Raw genomic sequence first — 17,457 nt, forward strand, 5'->3', positions numbered from 1 at the left:
CTTAAAACCACCCTTTCAACTGATTATACGCTTCGACGAGCCGTTCGGTCGTGACGCTCGTCACGGTCACTTCTTCACCGAGCAGTACGAAGCGAATCTGTCCAGTTCGATTCTTTTTATCGTGGCCCATCACCTCGAGATACGCCTCGAATGGCTGCCAGAGGACCGGCGTGATTGCTTGCTGTTTCATGAATCCGGCGAGCGTTTCCGCGCGTGAGAAGTCTCCGGCGACGAGGAAGGCGTACACCATTCCGTATAGGATGGCCTCCCCGTGCGCTAGTCGGTACGCCTCGACCGACTCCAACGCATGGCCGAACGTATGACCAAAGTTCAGCCATGCCCTTACGCCGTGTTCCCGTTCATCGGTCTCGACGACCTGTCGTTTCACTTCAATCCCACGTGCGAGCCACGCCTCCCAATCGAGCGGTCCTTGCGCCAAGGCGGTGAACAGCTCGGTCTCGAACGAGTACCCGAGGACGTATCGTGACAAGTAGGCATGTTTAATTAACTCGCCGAGCCCACTCAGCACGTCACGGTCCGTCAACGTCTCGAGGCGGTCGACGTTATAGTGGACGCCCGCTGGTTGATAAAAGGCACCGATCGCATTTTTGGCGAGCGGATGGTTGACCGCGACTTTTCCGCCGACCGCTGAATCGTGGGCGAGAACCGTCGTCGGCACTTGTATGTAATGCAGCCCGCGCATATAGACACTCGCCAAAAAGCCGGCCAAGTCCCCAATCATGCCGCCGCCAAAGGCGACGACGAGCGTGTCCCGGTCACAGCCGGACGTCAACCCGTCCGCGACGAGACGTTCAATCGTCGCGAGCGATTTCGATCCGTCGCCCGGACGGACGACCGACCAGACGATTGGACGCGCGCTTGCCTCGAGACGAGTCCGAAACGCCGTCCCGTGCAGGCGATCTACCGTCTCGTCCGTGATGACCCACACGGTTGAGCACGAGAAGTAAGGGACGCAGTCGAGCCAGGCGTCCCCTCGTTCAATTGTGACGTCGTATGGAGTCGAGGCGTTCACGCGAATCGTCACCACGTGCGAATCTCCTCGCGGTACGCGTCGACGCGCGCTTGGATGCGTCCGACCGTGTCATGTCCGAACGTCTCGCATAACTCACGGGCGAGTTCAAACGCGACGACGGCCTCGACGACGAGTGAGGCGGCCGGGACGGCACAGGCGTCACTTCGCTCGATTTGGGCGAGGAATGGTTCTTTCGTATCGATATCGACGGATTGGAGCGGCTTGTAGAGCGTCGGAATCGGTTTCATCACAGCGGTACAGACAATCGGCATCCCGGTCGTCATCCCACCTTCGAAACCGCCGAGATGATTGCTCAGGCGTGTATAGCCGTCCGGTCCATAGGCGATCGGGTCCATCACTTCCGACCCTGGTCGATACGCCATCTCGAACCCATCACCGAAAGCGACGCCTTTGATGGCGTTGACACTCATGACGGCGCGAGCGATGGCCGCATCGAGTTTCCGGTCATATTGGACGTACGACCCGAGCCCCGGGATGACACCATGCACTTCCGTACAGATGACACCGCCGAGTGAGTCACCGGCTGCTTTCGCCTCATCGATTCGACGCATCATCGCCTTGCCTGCCGTCTCATCCATCGTCCGGACCGGTGACGCCTCGATCGTGGCGCGCAATGTATCGAGCGACTCGTATGAGGCATCGGCCTCGACGCCGCCAATCACTTTGACATAGCTGACGAGCGACATCCCGACAGCAGCGAGCAATTGTTTGCTGAGTGCGCCGACTGCGACCCGAGCGGCCGTCTCACGTGCGCTCGAACGTTCGAGGACGTCCCGTAGGTCACGATGGTCATATTTCAAGCCGCCGACGAGGTCCGCATGTCCGGGTCGTGGGCGGACGACACGGCGTTTGATTTCCACGTCCGCATCAATCGGTTCGGCCTGCATCACGTTCCGCCAATGAGTATGGTCCTTGTTCTCGATCCAGAACGAAATAGGGGCCCCTGTCGTCACCCCGTGACGAATGCCGGCCCTCACCTCGATTCGGTCTGATTCAATTTGCATGCGGCGGCCGCGGCCGTAGCCGGACTGCCGTTTCGCGAGTTCCGCATTGATGGCTTGCACATCGACCTCAAGCCCGGCCGGTACACCCTCGATAATGATTGAAAGTCCAGGCCCGTGCGATTCTCCTGCCGTCAAATAACGCATAGCTGCCACCTCATTCTTCAAATTTTTCGTAGAAGAAGCTCTGCTTCATCTTGTAGCCGTATCGCTTCGGTTGAAAGATCTGCTCGGTCCCTCCGACGAAGAGGACACCGCCTGGTCGGAGCGATCGGTGGAACGATGTATAGACTTTCTCTTTCGCTTCCTCGGTGAAATAAATCAAGACGTTCCGACAGACGATTAAATCAAAATTCCGTTCATACACGTCGGCCAACAGATTATGTTTTTTGAACGTTACTAATTTTTTGATGTCCTCTGTGATGTAATAGTCGTCTCCACGGCGGGTGAAGTAACGTTGCCGAAACTCTGATGGCAAGTCAACGAGCGCCCGCTCATGATACTTGCCTTGTTTCGCTTTTTCGATCACCACGTCATCTAGGTCCGTCGCCGTGATTGTGAACTGGGCGGGTGACAAATGTTTAGATAACAGCATCGCCAACGAATACGGTTCTTCGCCCGTCGAGCACGCCGCGCTCCAGACGCGCAACTTGCCCTGGCTCTTACGGATGAGTTCCGGCAAAATGTCCGTCTCTAGTTGCTGCCAGCGGACCGGGTTCCGGTAAAATTCACTCACGTTAATGGTCATGCGATCCAAAAATTCATCGTATAAGCCCCGGTCCGACTCCATCGCTTTGAAGTATTCGATAAACGTGGCATACCCTTTCTTCTCGCGAAGTGCAATCATACGTCGCTTCATCTGGGCTTCTTTGTATAGGTTTAAGTCGATCCCCGACTTCATATAAAACTTTTTTACGAAGATGGCATAATCATTTATCACCAGTTCCAACCTCAATTCTTTCTCTTCTCCTAGATCATGTCGTGCCAAAACATGCGAAAGCGCTTCAATCCCAATATAAAAAGGGACAGGAGGCCCCCGTCCCTTTTATCGTCATCAAACGTGTGATGCTTCAGTGGCGAACCAGAGTGACAATTCACGCTCTGCGCTTTCCACGCTATCTGAACCATGGATGACGTTTTGTGACATCGTCGAGGCCAAATCGCCACGAATTGTTCCAGGTTGTGCGTCTAACGGGTTCGTCTTCCCGATCATCAATCGAGAGACGGCGACGATATTTTCGCCTTCCCACTCCATCGCTACAACAGGACCAGACGTTAAGAATTCGACAAGCTCTCCAAAGAACGGCTTTTCCTTATGTTCCGCATAATGCGATTGTGCGACTTCAACCGATGGCGTCAATAGCTCAAGACGGTTCAACGTATATCCTTTCTTTTCGAAGCGCGAGATGATTTCCCCAATCAGACCGCGTTTCACTCCATCCGGTTTTACCATTAAAAATGTTTTTTCCATTCCCCTAATCCCCCTAAATCAATATGTGTACCATGTACTTTATTAGTTTACACGGTCATCTTGATTATTGAAAGGGTTTACAAGATGGTTGTTACCATTTTCGTTTCCCGATATACTCGGCGATTTCAATGAGCGAGCGTTTGTCCGGTAAGTCCGGCAAGCCATCGAGACGTTGAATCGCCCGGTTCACGTACCGGTCGATCGTCCGTTGGCTTCGCTCGAGCGTCCCGTTGCGCTGCACTTCACGAACGAGCGTATGGGTCGTCGCGTAATCGGACGACTGGTTGACTTGCTGCAACCGACCAAAGAATTCAGGGTCTTCCGCTGAATAGAAGAGCGGCAACGTTTTATGACCGTGCTTCAAATCTTCTCCGACCGGCTTTCCAAGCTGAAAACTTTTCGCGGTGAAATCGAGCAAATCATCCGTCATTTGAAACGCCATCCCGATGTCATAGCCGAACAGCCGCAGCTGTTTGACGACTTCGGGTGACGCCCCTGAGACGACGGCCCCGGCCGCACAACTCGTCTCGATCAAGAGCGCCGTCTTTCGGGCAATCCGATCGAGATATCGTTTCGGGGACTGGCTCCAGTCGTATTGGTCTTGGATTTGATTGATTTCACCGATACAAATCAGTTCCATCGTGTCTGCCATGATTTCCATCACGCGCGGCGAGTCGACCTCAGAGACGAGTCGAATCGCTTCGCCGAACAACGTATTCCCTGTATACATCGCGACCTGCTCATCGTAACGTTCCATGACGGTCGGTTTGCCCCGGCGAAGTGTGGCGTCATCGATGACGTCATCATGGACGAGCGAGGCCATATGAATCAGTTCAAGACTCGCCGCCACTTTCGTCAAGCGGATGTCTTTCGCTTGCCCGAAACCAGCGCTCAGCAATACGAACGCCGGACGGATCCGCTTCCCGCCCGCATCAAGCAGTTGCTTCGAGGCCGCCTCGATGACCGGGTGATCCGTATGGACCCGCGTCGACAAGAAGCGATCGATCTGCTCAATCTCTCGGTTCATGTGGCGATAAAGTCGCTTCAAAGACATCGGTCACCACTTCTTTCCTAGGTGCATGGCACACGCACCGCCGGAGAACGCCTTCACTTCGACTTGTTCGAAGCCTGCCGTCTCGAACATGCGTTTTAGCGTCAACCGGTCTGGGAATTGGTCGGTCGACTCTTGGAGCCATTTGTATTGATCGTATGAGCCGGCGAACACTTTCCCAAATAACGGCATGACCGAGCCGAAATAGAAGCGATACAGTTCGCTGAACAGCGGTGCTGTCGGTTGGCTCGTCTCGAGACAGACGACCGTCCCGCCCGGTTTCAAGACCCGGTGCAGTTCACGGAGCACCGTCATGTAATCCGGTACGTTGCGAAGGCCGAAGCCGATCGTCACGTAGTCGAATGAGTGATCCCCGAACGGCAATGCCATCGCGTTACCATGGATGAGTTCGATCGTCGGATAATCGGCCACTTTTGCTTGGCCGACCGCGAGCATATTCTCGGAAAAATCAAGACCTTTGACGACACCGGTATTACCAGCCGCCTCGGCGAGTTGAATCGTCCAGTCGGCCGTCCCGCAGCAGACGTCGAGACATTTTGCGCCCGGGAACACTTGCATGCGACGCATCGTCGCTTTGCGCCACCATTTATGCAAACGGAAACTGATGATCGAGTTCATCGTATCGTAGCTCGGTGAGATTGATTGAAACACGTCATATACTTTTTGCTCTTTTTCTTTCGGTTGCAATACGTAACATCCTTTCCGTTCTAAGCGACAGCGTGCGCCAGGAGCGTCGTTAGCTGTTCTCGTTGATCTTGGCGCAGTACTGTCGCCTTTCGTTCGATGATCGTTTTTCCGTATGTGGTCAAGTAGGACCGACCTATCACCTCAGAAAACGTTTTAATCAATCCGAAGTTCGCTTCCATCCAAGTCGTGACGGATACGTCCGCATCAAGCGCGAGCGTACATTTCGCCCCATTGACAAGCTGGACCGACCGACCGAAGCGATTGCTATAGTCGGCAGGAAACAGTGCCAATATTTTATAAAATTGAGCCGAGGCGAAATCGCCGGCGAGCACTTTGAGTTGCCGCTCGAGCGAGCCGTTCGGGCAATCCTTTACTTGATCATGCAGTTCAAGTGCTTGATGTGCAAAATACGTCGCAAGCACGAGCTGACGTTGTTGATTCGATTCGATTTCAATCATCTCGACCATCCAACGAAGTAAAGGCATGTCGACTACGGGTACAATCTCGTGTCTCGTCAAATACGGATGGTTCATGCGTTCTTCGATTTGACGAGCAAGGTCGGTGACAACGGTTTCGTATGTCATCTGTTCCATGCTATCCCCCCTCGTCCTCTTCGTTGTCATTCTGACATAGTATAGCACATTTTTGTCACATTCACGCCATGGGAACTCGCTTTCCGACACAAAAAAAGCCGCCTTTCGGCGACTTATGTATTGCCCATTATTTGACCGCATCTTTAAGCGCTTTACCTGCTTTGAAGGCAGGAACTTTGCTAGCCGGGATTTCGATATCTTCTTTCGTACGTGGGTTGCGACCTTTACGGGCAGCGCGCTCACGAACTTCAAAAGTACCAAAACCGATCAATTGAATTTTATCACCGTTTTGGAGTGCTTCAGTGATAGATTCGAAAGTAGCTTCTACAACTTGTGTAGCTTCTTTTTTCGAAACATTTGCTTTCTCCGCAACTGCTTGGATCAATTCAGTTTTGTTCATCACGATTCACCTCCTCTCACTGAGAGTTTACGGGATTAATCATATCGTACAAACGTTGATATGACAACATTTTTTAAGCAATCGGTCTATATTCGACCCACTCAGTCGATCAGTTGTTTAAAAACTCGACTTCACCTTGTTCATTAATCGTGTACCCTTGCGAATAAGCCGGAGCGAATGGGGAGTCATTATAGAGCAAATACCGAATGTCCTCACCGACTTTTGGCTCTACATCCGTGTTCTCGAGGGCGGCCTCCAGGTCGGCCCGGTAGTCGACAAATAATTGTCCGGTCCCGTCGACATAGATCGGCAACTCGTTTTCCGTGTACGGACTCGGGATACTTGGCTCTTCAGAGACGAAGACGAGATCATAATCAATCGTGAATTGGTTCTTTCCGAGCGACCCGTCAAACGGGAACTTGCCTTCTTTGGCCCGGAACGCGTTAATATTCGTCTGTAACTGTTGCAAGCTTTCTGACACACGTAAATCAATGAGTTTGACCTTCGGCTCCGTCTCGGCGTCCACGAGGACGTACAAGAACAGACCGCCTCCTTCGAAGCTGTTCGCCGGCGGGTCGGCTAAATAACCAGGGACGAGCCGGGCGAACTCAATCGGATAACGTTCCATGAGTGGCGTCTCGGCCGGCCTTGTTTTAATCGGCAACACCCCGGTCGTCTCCTTGAACGAGTCGACGGCCGTCTGTACCGACTTCAGTTGGTCTTCATACGGGACGTTATCGACCCGGTTCGAATCCGGGAACATACATCCACTGAGCACGGTCGCCGCCAATAGACTCGCGACCAAAAAAATCCGTTTCACGTCTTATCCTCCTGTCGGTCCTGAAGCGACCACATAAATCATGATGATCGTCCCAAATAAAAATATGACGAATGCGATGACGCGGACGAGCGCCGCGAACCATCCCGTTAGTTTCGTATGGCTGACTGCCACCATGAGCGCGGCGATGGCAAACGCCCCGATGCCCGCAAATGAAATCCACATCTTGATCAGTGACGGTGTCACGTCTATCCCCTCGACTTTCTCTTTAAATCTAGCTCCGTACATTAGTGTAGCAAAAAAAACAAAGGAACTGAACGAAAACGTCAGTCCCTTTGCTCTACGTCGCCTTCGAAATGGAACACTTCTTCCATTTCATGCTTCTGCGGGCGTCTCATTAACTTTTGTACTTCATCATGTGGGCTCTTACCTTCGAATAACACGTTGTAGAGGGCCTCTGTGATCGGCATCTCGACACCGGCTTCCCGAGCGAGCGTATGCGCCGCCTCACAGGCACGCACCCCTTCCACGACCATGCCCATTTGACCGAGCACATCCTCGAGCTTCTCGCCGCGACCGATCGCGTTCCCGGCACGCCAGTTACGGCTATGCTGAGACGTGGCCGTGACGATCAAATCGCCGATTCCCGTCAAGCCGGAGAACGACGCCGGGTTGGCACCGAGTTTGACCCCGAGCCGGGCGATTTCGACGATCCCGCGTGTCATGAGGGCCGCTTTGGCGTTATCGCCATAACCGAGCCCATCCGTCATTCCTGCGGCAAGCGCGATGATGTTCTTGAGCGCACCGCCGTACTCCGCCCCGATGACGTCCGAATTCAAATAGACCCGGAACTGATCGTTCGTGAGCAACTCTTGAATCTCATCGGCCACGTCCAAGTCCTCGCAAGCGATTGTGATGGTCGTCAATTTACGGACGGCCACTTCCTCGGCATGCGTCGGTCCCGTCAAGACACCGATGGCCCGACGTTTCGACGGGTCGATCTCTTCGGCGATAATCTCCGACAGACGCTTATGCGTCTTCGGTTCGATTCCTTTGGCGGCATGCACGATGACCGCCGGTTCCGTAAGGAGCGCGTTCAACTCACGCGACACCGGACGAATCGCCGAACTCGGGACGACGAGGAATACGATGGAACGATCTTTAACCGCTTCCGCCAAGTCTGTCGTCGCCCGAATCGAAGTCGGCAACGGTGCGTCTTTCAAATAGGTCGCGTTCGTGTGGGCCGTGTTGATTTCATGAACGTGGTCTTCCTCACGTCCATATAGTAGAACATCATGTCCGTTGTCAGCGAGGACGAGCGATATCGCCGTTCCCCAGCTCCCTGCACCGATGACAGCTACTTTTGCCATAGGAGGCACCCCCATTACTAGTTTTTCTGACGAGCCACGATATGAATCGGTGTACCAGTAAAGTCAAATGCGCGGCGAATCTGGTTATCTAGATAACGTTTGTATGAGAAGTGAAGCAACTCTGGATCGTTGACGAACAACACGAACGTCGGCGGCTCGATGGCCACTTGCGTCGCGTAGTTAATCTTGAGTCGTTGTCCTTTGTCCGTCGGTGTCGGGTTCATCGCGACTGCGTCGACGATGACGTCGTTCAAGACGCTCGTCGAGATTCGACGGCGATGTGAATCAGCCACTTCTTTGACGACCGGCAGAAGTGTCTGCAATCGTTTCGACGTGAGTGCCGACAAGAAGACGATCGGTGCGTAGTCAAGGAACAAGAATTCTTTACGAATCTTCTCTTCCATTTTCTTCATCGTCTTATCGTCTTTGTCGACGGCGTCCCATTTGTTGACGACGAGAACGATGGCTTTCCCAGCTTCGTGGGCGAGTCCGGCAACACGTTTGTCTTGTTCGATGATGCCTTCTTCACCGTCGATGACGACGAGAACGACGTTCGAGCGTTCAATCGCTTTTTGGGCACGCATGACGCTGTAGCGCTCGGTAGATTCATACACTTTCCCGCGCTTGCGCATCCCGGCCGTATCGATGATGACGTATTCTTGCCCATCCCGTGTGAACGGTGTATCGATGGCATCACGAGTCGTTCCTGCGATGTCCGAGACGATGACGCGTTCTTCACCGAGAATCGCGTTCGTCAAGCTCGATTTCCCAACGTTTGGACGTCCAATGAGCGAGAACTGGATGACTTCTTCGTTGTACTCATAGTCGTCTTTGTCTGGAGCCATGTCGAGCACTTTGTCGAGCAAGTCCCCGAGACCAAGACCGTGCGTCCCTGAAATCGGGAACGGATCGCCGAATCCGAGTGAATAGAACTCATACATGAGTTCGCGCATCTCGAAGTTGTCGACTTTGTTGACGGCGAGGACGACCGGTTTGTTCGAACGGAACAACAAGTTCGCCACTTCTTCGTCTGCTGCTGTAATGCCTTCACGTCCGTTCACCATGAAGACGATGACGTCCGCCTCATCGATCGCAAGCTCGGCCTGATGCCGCATTTGCACGAGGAGCGGCTCATCACCGACCTCGATTCCGCCTGTGTCGATTAAATGAAACTTACGGTTCAACCATTCACCCGTCCCATAAATGCGGTCGCGTGTTACACCGGGCTTATCATCGACGATCGACACGCGATCTCCGATAATCCGGTTAAAAATCGTGGATTTCCCAATATTCGGGCGGCCTACGATGGCCACTGCTGGAATTCCCATATAAACACCTCTCTAACTTTCATTCAATAAGTCTATCGTTTCTAATTGCAACTGTACTATCATATCACAGGCGAATTTCTGTGACCATACAAAAAGAAGCGGGAGTCTGGCTCCCGCTTGAACGATCGTCTTATTTAGAATCGTCCGAGGCCTCGTCACCTGTCAATTCAGAGACAGAGAAACCTCCTTGGTCGCTATACTCGTCAAGCAGCGATTGATCCGCGTCGCCACGTGATGAATCGCTCGACTCGAGCGCACGCATCGACAACGAGATTTTCTTCTCGTCAAGATGGACGTCGAGTACTTTGACGGTTACTTCTTGGCCTTCTGACAAGACTTCAGACGGTGTCGCGATGTGTCGGTTCGCAATTTGCGAGATATGGAGCAAACCTTCAACTTGTGGTGCGACTTCGACGAACGCACCGAACGTGACGAGACGTTTGACTTTCCCTTCAATCACGTCACCTGGCTGAATTTTACCTTCTACCGATTCCCACGGTCCAGGCTGCGTCTCTTTAATCGACAACTTCACTTTCTCGTTGTCGAGGTCAAGTCCAAGCACTTTCACTTTGACTTTATCTCCTTCAGTCACAACATCGCTCGGTTTCTCAACCCGGCTATGCGCCATTTCCGAAATATGGACGAGGCCATCGACACCGCCGATATCGACAAACGCACCGAAATCTGTGAGACGTTGAACCGTCCCTTCGATGATTTGACCGACTTCAAGCGATTCGAGCGTCTCCGCTTTCTTGGCGCTCATTTCCGCTTCGGCAACCGCTTTATGCGACAAGATGACGCGATTTTTTTCGCGGTCAATCTCGACGACTTTAACCGTAATCGGTTTATTCAAGTAGGATGAGAAGTCTTCGACGAAATGGTTCTCTACGAGCGAAGCCGGGATAAATCCACGGATACCGATATCAACGACAAGTCCACCTTTGACCTTGTCTTTTACCATGACTTCGAATACTTCGCCGGATTCGAATTTCTCGACGATTTGATCCCAAGCTGCCTCGGCATCAACGTCTTTCTTCGAAACGACCACCTCTTCGTCCGTGACCTTTTTCACTTTGACACGGATTTCGTCGTTAACATGGAGTGATTCGTTTAAATCGTCTAAATGCATGCTTGATACTTCGCTGATTGGTAAAATTGCCTCGGTTTTATAACCGATATCGATCAACGCTTGCTTGTCCTCGATTTTGACGACAGTACCGGTCACAATTTGACCTCGATTGATTTCAAAATCAGGCATATCTTTCATTTCTTCGACCATTCCAACACTACCCCCTCACGATGAGTACAAAAAGGAGCGCCGTAAGGCGCTTACACCTAGTATAAACTTCTTATAATTCGAAAGATTTGTCAAGGTGTTATCAGGTTAGTTCCTCTCCTAGCGCGAGATTAAACCTGAAATTAACGAACGTTCCGTGAATGCTGCATGTACAAGTCACCGATTGTCGTCATAATCAAGTCGGCCGCGATTTGGGCGCTCGCCTTGTCCGCTTTCAAGCCGCTCATGTCGATCGGTTGGCCGATGACGACCTTCAGCTTCGAGCGGAACTTATACGTCCCGATAATCGCCACCGGAAGTACCGACGCGTCCGAACGGAGCGCGAAGAACCCGACGCCGGCTTGGGCTTTGCCGAGCGTACCGTCTTTTGACCGCGTTCCTTCCGGGAAAATCGAGATGACCTCGTCTTCCTTCAACTTTTGCAAGACGACCCGGAGTGCTTGTCGGTCTCCTTCCCCGCGTGACACAGGAATCTGTCCAGCCCGATTCAAAATGTGTTTCAATACCGGCACGTCGAACAACTCTTTTTTCGCGAAGAAACGAAGCTGACGCTGTTTCGGCATCGCCCCGGCGAGCATGACCGGGTCCCAGTTCGATTGATGGTTCGAACAGACGATCATCGAACCGTCGAGTGGGACGTTGTCGCGCCCGATATACTCGACACGGAAGCTCAATCTACGGATGACATTGACGACAGCTACGGCCAGTCGATACATGCCGAACGGTCCATCGTTGAGCGGTTTCATCGATCAATCACCTGCTTCATCAAGTGCTCGATCGCCTCGACGACGCCGTCAATCGACAGCTCGGTCGTATCGAGATAATGCGCATCGTCGGCCTGACGAAGCGGGGCGACCTCACGCTCGGAATCGCGTTTGTCCCGCAAGGCGATCTCGAGCTGTAATTGTTCAAGGTCGCTCGGCAATCCTTTCGATACGTTCTCCTCATGGCGGCGGCGGGCCCGTTCTTCGACCGTCGCCGTCATGAACACTTTCAAGTCGGCGCCTGGTAAGACGTGCGTGCCGATATCGCGGCCGTCCATGACGATTCCGCCTTTACTGGCGAGGTCGCGCTGTAAATCCAAGAGGGCAGCCCGTACTTCCGGTTGGCGCGCGACGAAACTGACGTTGTTCGTCACTTCGCTCGTCCGGATGACGTCGGTCACTTCGTCGGCGCCGTCGAACACACGTTGTCCGTTCTCGGACGGGACGAGCCGTAAATCCATGTTGCCGATCATCTCGGCGAGTTTCGGCCCGTCTTCGAGACCGACCCCGTCTCTGAGGGCACGATACGTCACGGCACGATAAATCGCACCCGTATCGATATAGACATACCCTAGTTTTTTGGCAAGTGTTTTCGCGATCGTACTCTTCCCGGCTCCGGCCGGTCCATCTAATGCAATCTGTAACGGTTTATTCATAAAAATTGGGTATCGGCTCATCCCGATACCCGCCTCCTCTCGGTCATTTGTTCCGAGAACATCATACCAGTTTTTTAACGTGAAGAAAATACAGAGCCCGTCCGTTTTCTCGCTTCAAGTTGGGCCCGGAAGCAATAACGTAAAATCGTTTCCTGGTCCCGGTGCGATAATTCTTCGAAACGAAGCGACAGCTCTTGTTTCGCCGCCTGTTCGTGAATCCGTACGAGTCGGCTCTTGACGCGGAACGTTTGCGGATTCCCGCGGTCGTCATTGATCTGGAACGAGACGATGATGGCCTCGTCGACAGCGACCGGTGCCCGATTGGAGATGATGCGCATGCCTCCGGCCGATAAGTCGAGTGATGTCGACTCGAACGACGGGAACGCCTGCCCATCTTCCGCGGATACGGTCACGCGAATCATCTCCGGCACCCGCAAATATTCACGGCGCTGGACCCGTTTGATTTTCTTCTCATCCGGCATCGGGAATGCATAACGAAGCGTCAACTGCGCATCGCTCACCCGTCTCGAAATGACGGTGTCGAAGGCATATAGTTGCTCTTCTCCTTTAAAGAAATAGACGCGCATCGGCTCGTCTTCGTGCAAGAAGAACGTCTTTAACGTATCCGTTTCACTCGGGGACTCGATCCAGACGACTTGATCGTTAATGGCCGCGACCTTCGTCTTTCCTTCTTTTCTCCCTTCGACTTCCACCCGTAACTCTTGACCTACTTTTAACATGAAACGATTCCCCTTTATTCTATTTATATTGACGATGATTGGAGCGATTGGCAGTGCGGACGAGCAATAAGGCGACCATCCATAAGACGACTATATAGACGACAGCCGGTACTTTGTTCATCGGTTCGACGAGCAAGATATAGTCGAACATGCCATGCAACAGCGTGGCCGCCATGACAGCGGTGAACAGCCAAAACCGCTCGTGGTTGGAATGTTTGGCCCGGCCGAGACAAAACCCCATGACGACGGCGAACAGCGCGTGGCCGCTCACCGGCAGCACGGCGCGCCAGATGGCGATCTCGATTGAGTCGTACACCCATAAATATAGAAAATTCTCTAACGTGGCAAAGCCGAGTGAACAGGCGACCGCATAGAGAATCCCGTCGTAGTAATCATCAAAGACTTTATGTATGTATATTGTATAATAAATCATGAACCATTTAAAAAATTCTTCTAAAAGCGCGGTGGCCACGAACGCCTTCCAAAACGGGCCCACGAGCACCCCTTCTTCCACGAACGCATACTGGACGAACATGATCGGAAAGACGAGAATGGCCCCGGCGACGAACGACCGGATCACATAGCCGAGCGGTTCCGCTTCCAGTTCATGCCGGAGATAGAAGTAGGAAAGAAGGGCAAACCCTGGCGCAACCGCAGACAAGGCGATTGCAATCATGATGCATCTCTCCTTTCTCACGTTAAGCATACACTGAAATAGAGGAAAGAAAAAGTAGGGCACGCCTAGAAATTGGAAGAAACGAACAAAAAAGTTGGAGGTCTGTTATGAATCATTTATTACTCATCCACACCGGCGGCACAATCGCCATGTCCCAATCGGGGTCGGGACATGTCATGCCGAGCGAGGTCAATCCGATTGATGCGACGTTGCCGAAAGCGACCGATATCGCCAACATCACAACGAAACACTTCTCAAACATCCCATCGCCGCACATGACGCCTGAAAAAATGCTCGAGCTCGCCCAGTTCATCAATCAACAACTGACGCAAGACACGTATGACGGGGTCGTCATCACCCACGGAACCGATACGCTCGAGGAGACGGCTTATTTCTTACAAATCACACTCGGTGCCCCGGTCCCGATCGTCTTGACCGGGGCGATGCGCTCGTCGAACGAAGTCGGCTCTGACGGCGAATTCAATCTCATCACGGCGCTTCGGGTCGCCCAAAGCGATGTCGCGCGTGGCAAAGGAGTACTCGTCGTCTTCAATGGCGAGATTCATTCCGCCTTCAACGTCACGAAAACGCATACGTCCTCGGTCGACACGTTCAAATCGGTCCACTTCGGGAACGTCGGCATGGTGACGAAAGACCACGTCCTCATCTATAGCCAACCGACGACGAAGCAACCGAAGATGATTTCAACAATCACAAAACGGGTCGCGGTGCTGAAAGTCGTTGCCGGGATGGACCCGGATTTGATTGAGGCGGTACTCGCGCTCGGCTATGACGGACTCGTCCTCGAAGTGCTCGGTCAAGGCAACGTCCCGCCATCGATCGTTCCCGCGCTCGAACTGCTCGTCGAACGCATGCCGGTCGTCATCGTCAGCCGCTGCTTCAATGGAATCGTTCAGGACGTCTACGGCTACGTCGGCGGTGGCCAGCAACTGAAAGAGATGGGCATCATCTTCTCGAACGGCTTGAACTCACAAAAAGCGAGACTGCGCCTTCTCGTCGAACTCGAGTCCGGTTCGTCGCAAGCGGTCATGGAACACAGCTTCAGTTTCCAACAATGAGTTGGCGACTTGCCAACCGATTCGTCCTTCCATACAATGAGGGATGAGGTGATTTCATTGAATAAACACGCTATCGTCGTCGGCGCCGGACCGTGCGGGCTGTCGGCTGCGATCGAATTGGAACGCATCGGCATCTCGTGCACGATTATCGAGCGCGGCAATATCGTCGATGCCATCTATCGGTATCCGACCCATCAGACGTTCTTCTCGTCTGCCAATCTGCTTGAAATCGGGAATATCCCGTTCATCTGTAAAGATTTGAAGCCACGCCGGCAAGACGCACTCGTCTACTATCGGGAAGTCGTCAGCCGGACTGGGCTCGATGTCCATCCGTTCGAGACGGTCGAGGCGGTCGAGCGGACCGAGAACGGTTTCGTCGTGCGGTCCCGACACGACCGGGACGGTGCCAAAGAGCGCCAGGCCGACTATGTAATCTTGGCGACGGGCTATTACGGACGCCCTCGTCGGCTTGACGTGCCCGGTGAAGAGTTGCCGCACGTCGCCCACTATTTCAAAGAGGCGCATCCGTTCTATCGGCAACACGTCACGGTCATCGGTGGGAAGAACTCCGCCGTCGACGCGGCCATCGAGCTCGAGAAGGCCGGTGCCCACGTCACGGTACTTTATCGCGGGGACGGCTACAGTCCGTCCGTCAAACCGTGGGTATTGCCGACGTTCGACTCGCTCGTCCGTCATGACAAGGTGCGGCTCGAGCTCGAAGCGGAAATCGTTCGCATCGAACCGCATCACGTCGTCTATCGTCAGCATGGTGAAGAACATCGGCTCGAGACCGACCACGTCCTCGCCATGACCGGCTACTTGCCCGACCATGGGCTGTTCGCCGATGCCGGGGTCCAAGTCGATGAGGAGACCGGTGTGCCGGCGTTCGATGAAGCGACGTACGAGACGAACGTCGACGGCTTGTTCATCGCCGGTGTCGTCGCGGCCGGAAACGATGCCAATAAGATCTTTATCGAGAACGGACGTTTCCATGGCCAAGCGATCGCCGAGACGCTTCGGGAGCGCAACGGTGTCACATCATAAATAAAGAGAGGGAAGACCTGATTTCAGATCTTCCCTCTCTTTTGTTATACCCAACCGCGGAAGCGCGACGCTTCTGCCATCTTACGCACACCGACCATATAGGCGGCGAGACGCATGTCGACCTTACGGGCCGACGAGGTATTGTATACCGTATTGAACGAGTGGACGAGCACTTTCTCAAGCTTCTCTTCCACTTCCTCTTCCGTCCAATAGTACCCTTGATTGTTTTGAACCCATTCGAAGTATGAAACCGTTACCCCACCGCTCGAAGCGAGCACGTCCGGGACAAGCAGGATGCCACGTTCCGTCAAGATGCGGGTCGCTTCGTTCGTCGTCGGCCCGTTCGCGGCCTCGACGACGATGGACGCTTTGATGTTGTCGGCGTTGTCCTCGGTGATTTGGTTCTCGATCGCGGCCGGGACTAAAATGTCGCAGTCGAGTTCGAGCATCTCTTTGTTCGAGATCGTGTTCTTGAATAAGGTCGAGATTGTCCCGAACGAGTCACGACGGTCGAGCAGATACGGGATGTCGAGACCGTTCTCGTCATGGATGGCTCCGTACGCATCGCTGACGGCGATGACTTTCGCTCCGGCGTCATGCATGAACTTCGACAGGAAGCTACCGGCGTTGCCGAACCCTTGGACGACGACGCGGGCGCCTTTTAACTCGATGCCGCGACGGAGCGCCGCTTCTCGAATCATGATGGCGACACCTTTTGCCGTCGCCGTCTCGCGACCGTGCGAGCCACCGAGCACGAGCGGTTTCCCGGTGATGAAACCTGGTGAGTTGAATTCATCGATTCGGCTATACTCGTCCATCATCCATGCCATGATTTGCGAGTTCGTGAACACGTCCGGTGCCGGGATGTCTTTCGTCGGCCCGACGATTTGACTGATAGCCCGAACGTAACCACGGCTCAACCGCTCAATTTCACGGAAACTCATCTCACGCGGATCACAAACGATTCCACCTTTACCGCCGCCATATGGCAGGTCGACGATGCCGGCTTTCAAGCTCATCCAGACCGACAACGCCTTCACTTCGACCTCGGTCACGCTCGGGTGGAATCGGATTCCACCTTTTGTCGGTCCGACCGCATCGTTATGTTGCGCACGATATCCCGTGAAAATCTTTGTCGATCCATCATCCATCCGAACCGGGATGCGGACGGTCAACATCCGAAGCGGCTCTTTCAAGAGCTCGTACATCTCTTCTGGATACCCGAGTTTATCGAGCGCCTCGTGTATCACTTCTTGTGTCGATTCAAGGATGTTTTTTCGTTTTTGATGACCTTTTTCTTGATCCGTAATCATGAAGGTTTCCTCCCCTAAATTGTCGATTCTCCCCCAAGAATCAACCTCGTATTCGTTTAAAAGTATATCTGATACGCGCCCAATTTGAAAGGCTTTTACAAAAATAATGAAAGCGTTTTCTAAAACGAAAAAAG

20 protein-coding genes are annotated in these 17,457 nt (G+C 53.3%); 2 read left to right on the forward strand and 18 right to left on the reverse strand.

Features of this window, described 5'->3' with window-relative positions; genetic code table 11:
- Position 1 precedes the first annotated feature (1 nt).
- From KNP95_RS06445 to prsW, 17 genes are all read right to left on the reverse strand, one after another.
- A complete protein-coding gene (locus KNP95_RS06445) occupies positions 2–1,048 on the reverse strand; it encodes a 3-dehydroquinate synthase (protein WP_214833631.1) in 1,047 nt (348 codons plus the stop codon).
- Entirely contained in the window at positions 1,042–2,202 is a 1,161-nt protein-coding gene (gene aroC / locus KNP95_RS06450; protein WP_214836244.1) for a chorismate synthase, read from the reverse strand. Before aroC ends, KNP95_RS06445 begins: the two co-directional genes overlap by 7 nt.
- Before the next feature lie 10 nt (positions 2,203–2,212).
- Entirely contained in the window at positions 2,213–2,992 is a 780-nt protein-coding gene (locus tag KNP95_RS06455) for a CheR family methyltransferase (RefSeq protein ID WP_029595663.1), read from the reverse strand.
- A gap of 117 nt (positions 2,993–3,109) precedes the next feature.
- Positions 3,110–3,526 (reverse strand): nucleoside-diphosphate kinase, encoded by a 417-nt coding sequence (gene ndk, locus KNP95_RS06460; RefSeq protein WP_214832849.1) that lies wholly within the window; start codon positions 3,524–3,526, stop codon positions 3,110–3,112.
- A gap of 91 nt (positions 3,527–3,617) precedes the next feature.
- Positions 3,618–4,580 carry a polyprenyl synthetase family protein gene (locus KNP95_RS06465; protein ID WP_214832851.1) on the reverse strand — a complete coding sequence of 321 codons (963 nt, stop codon included), beginning with the start codon at positions 4,578–4,580 and terminating at the stop codon, positions 3,618–3,620.
- Between the two features lie 3 nt (positions 4,581–4,583).
- Positions 4,584–5,285, reverse strand: coding sequence for a demethylmenaquinone methyltransferase (locus KNP95_RS06470; protein ID WP_214719767.1), 702 nt, complete (start codon positions 5,283–5,285; stop codon positions 4,584–4,586).
- A gap of 20 nt (positions 5,286–5,305) precedes the next feature.
- Entirely contained in the window at positions 5,306–5,878 is a 573-nt protein-coding gene (locus tag KNP95_RS06475; protein ID WP_021067197.1) for a heptaprenyl diphosphate synthase component 1, read from the reverse strand.
- A 127-nt stretch (positions 5,879–6,005) separates the two neighbouring features.
- Complete coding sequence (locus KNP95_RS06480) at positions 6,006–6,278, reverse strand: HU family DNA-binding protein (protein WP_021067196.1); 273 nt, start codon at positions 6,276–6,278, stop codon at positions 6,006–6,008.
- A gap of 109 nt (positions 6,279–6,387) precedes the next feature.
- Positions 6,388–7,098, reverse strand: coding sequence for a hypothetical protein (locus tag KNP95_RS06485; RefSeq protein ID WP_021067195.1), 711 nt, complete (start codon positions 7,096–7,098; stop codon positions 6,388–6,390).
- Between the two features lie 3 nt (positions 7,099–7,101).
- The gene (locus KNP95_RS06490; protein WP_021067194.1) at positions 7,102–7,302 is read right to left on the reverse strand and encodes a DUF2768 family protein; all 201 of its coding nucleotides are present in this window, start codon (positions 7,300–7,302) and stop codon (positions 7,102–7,104) included.
- An 80-nt stretch (positions 7,303–7,382) separates the two neighbouring features.
- Positions 7,383–8,426: an NAD(P)H-dependent glycerol-3-phosphate dehydrogenase gene (locus KNP95_RS06495; RefSeq protein ID WP_214836248.1), complete on the reverse strand. Its 1,044-nt coding sequence runs from the start codon at positions 8,424–8,426 to the stop codon at positions 7,383–7,385.
- A 17-nt stretch (positions 8,427–8,443) separates the two neighbouring features.
- Complete coding sequence (gene der, locus KNP95_RS06500; RefSeq protein WP_021067192.1) at positions 8,444–9,754, reverse strand: ribosome biogenesis GTPase Der; 1,311 nt, start codon at positions 9,752–9,754, stop codon at positions 8,444–8,446.
- A gap of 130 nt (positions 9,755–9,884) precedes the next feature.
- Entirely contained in the window at positions 9,885–11,033 is a 1,149-nt protein-coding gene (rpsA, locus tag KNP95_RS06505; RefSeq protein WP_021067191.1) for a 30S ribosomal protein S1, read from the reverse strand.
- A gap of 140 nt (positions 11,034–11,173) precedes the next feature.
- Positions 11,174–11,797, reverse strand: coding sequence for a lysophospholipid acyltransferase family protein (locus tag KNP95_RS06510; protein ID WP_214836251.1), 624 nt, complete (start codon positions 11,795–11,797; stop codon positions 11,174–11,176).
- A complete protein-coding gene (cmk, locus tag KNP95_RS06515; protein ID WP_214836452.1) occupies positions 11,794–12,471 on the reverse strand; it encodes a (d)CMP kinase in 678 nt (225 codons plus the stop codon). The genes KNP95_RS06510 and cmk overlap by 4 nt, the downstream gene beginning before the upstream one ends.
- A 74-nt stretch (positions 12,472–12,545) precedes the next feature.
- Positions 12,546–13,211, reverse strand: coding sequence for a flagellar brake protein (locus tag KNP95_RS06520; protein ID WP_214836254.1), 666 nt, complete (start codon positions 13,209–13,211; stop codon positions 12,546–12,548).
- A 19-nt stretch (positions 13,212–13,230) separates the two neighbouring features.
- Positions 13,231–13,887, reverse strand: coding sequence for a glutamic-type intramembrane protease PrsW (prsW, locus tag KNP95_RS06525; protein ID WP_021067187.1), 657 nt, complete (start codon positions 13,885–13,887; stop codon positions 13,231–13,233).
- 107 nt (positions 13,888–13,994) lie between these two features.
- Between prsW and KNP95_RS06530 the strand changes: the two genes are divergently transcribed.
- Positions 13,995–14,966 carry an asparaginase gene (locus KNP95_RS06530; protein WP_021067186.1) on the forward strand — a complete coding sequence of 324 codons (972 nt, stop codon included), beginning with the start codon at positions 13,995–13,997 and terminating at the stop codon, positions 14,964–14,966.
- Positions 14,967–15,002: 36 nt separating this feature from the next.
- Positions 15,003–16,010, forward strand: coding sequence for a YpdA family putative bacillithiol disulfide reductase (locus KNP95_RS06535; RefSeq protein ID WP_214836454.1), 1,008 nt, complete (start codon positions 15,003–15,005; stop codon positions 16,008–16,010).
- A gap of 44 nt (positions 16,011–16,054) precedes the next feature.
- Here the strand turns inward: KNP95_RS06535 and KNP95_RS06540 are convergent, their stop codons facing one another.
- Positions 16,055–17,323: a Glu/Leu/Phe/Val family dehydrogenase gene (locus KNP95_RS06540; RefSeq protein ID WP_021067184.1), complete on the reverse strand. Its 1,269-nt coding sequence runs from the start codon at positions 17,321–17,323 to the stop codon at positions 16,055–16,057.
- Between the last annotated feature and the right edge of the window lie 134 nt (positions 17,324–17,457).

The sequence above is a fragment of the Exiguobacterium sp. s36 genome (assembly GCF_018618345.1).
In the GTDB taxonomy this organism is placed as follows: domain Bacteria; phylum Bacillota; class Bacilli; order Exiguobacteriales; family Exiguobacteriaceae; genus Exiguobacterium; species Exiguobacterium chiriqhucha.

Excerpts from the sequence above, each read along its gene's own strand:
- aroC (WP_214836244.1), bottom strand. The coding sequence starts at position 2,202 with ATGCGTTATTTGACGGCAGGAGAATCGCACGGGCCTGGACTTTCAATC.
- ndk (WP_214832849.1), bottom strand. The coding sequence starts at position 3,526 with ATGGAAAAAACATTTTTAATGGTAAAACCGGATGGAGTGAAACGCGGT.
- KNP95_RS06465 (WP_214832851.1), bottom strand. The coding sequence starts at position 4,580 with ATGTCTTTGAAGCGACTTTATCGCCACATGAACCGAGAGATTGAGCAG.
- KNP95_RS06475 (WP_021067197.1), bottom strand. The coding sequence starts at position 5,878 with ATGGAACAGATGACATACGAAACCGTTGTCACCGACCTTGCTCGTCAA.
- KNP95_RS06480 (WP_021067196.1), bottom strand. The coding sequence starts at position 6,278 with ATGAACAAAACTGAATTGATCCAAGCAGTTGCGGAGAAAGCAAATGTT.
- KNP95_RS06495 (WP_214836248.1), bottom strand. The coding sequence starts at position 8,426 with ATGGCAAAAGTAGCTGTCATCGGTGCAGGGAGCTGGGGAACGGCGATA.
- der (WP_021067192.1), bottom strand. The coding sequence starts at position 9,754 with ATGGGAATTCCAGCAGTGGCCATCGTAGGCCGCCCGAATATTGGGAAA.
- rpsA (WP_021067191.1), bottom strand. The coding sequence starts at position 11,033 with ATGGTCGAAGAAATGAAAGATATGCCTGATTTTGAAATCAATCGAGGT.
- KNP95_RS06510 (WP_214836251.1), bottom strand. The coding sequence starts at position 11,797 with ATGAAACCGCTCAACGATGGACCGTTCGGCATGTATCGACTGGCCGTA.
- cmk (WP_214836452.1), bottom strand. The coding sequence starts at position 12,471 with ATGAATAAACCGTTACAGATTGCATTAGATGGACCGGCCGGAGCCGGG.
- KNP95_RS06520 (WP_214836254.1), bottom strand. The coding sequence starts at position 13,211 with ATGTTAAAAGTAGGTCAAGAGTTACGGGTGGAAGTCGAAGGGAGAAAA.
- prsW (WP_021067187.1), bottom strand. The coding sequence starts at position 13,887 with ATGATTGCAATCGCCTTGTCTGCGGTTGCGCCAGGGTTTGCCCTTCTT.
- KNP95_RS06530 (WP_021067186.1), top strand. The coding sequence starts at position 13,995 with ATGAATCATTTATTACTCATCCACACCGGCGGCACAATCGCCATGTCC.
- KNP95_RS06535 (WP_214836454.1), top strand. The coding sequence starts at position 15,003 with ATGAGGGATGAGGTGATTTCATTGAATAAACACGCTATCGTCGTCGGC.
- KNP95_RS06540 (WP_021067184.1), bottom strand. The coding sequence starts at position 17,323 with ATGATTACGGATCAAGAAAAAGGTCATCAAAAACGAAAAAACATCCTT.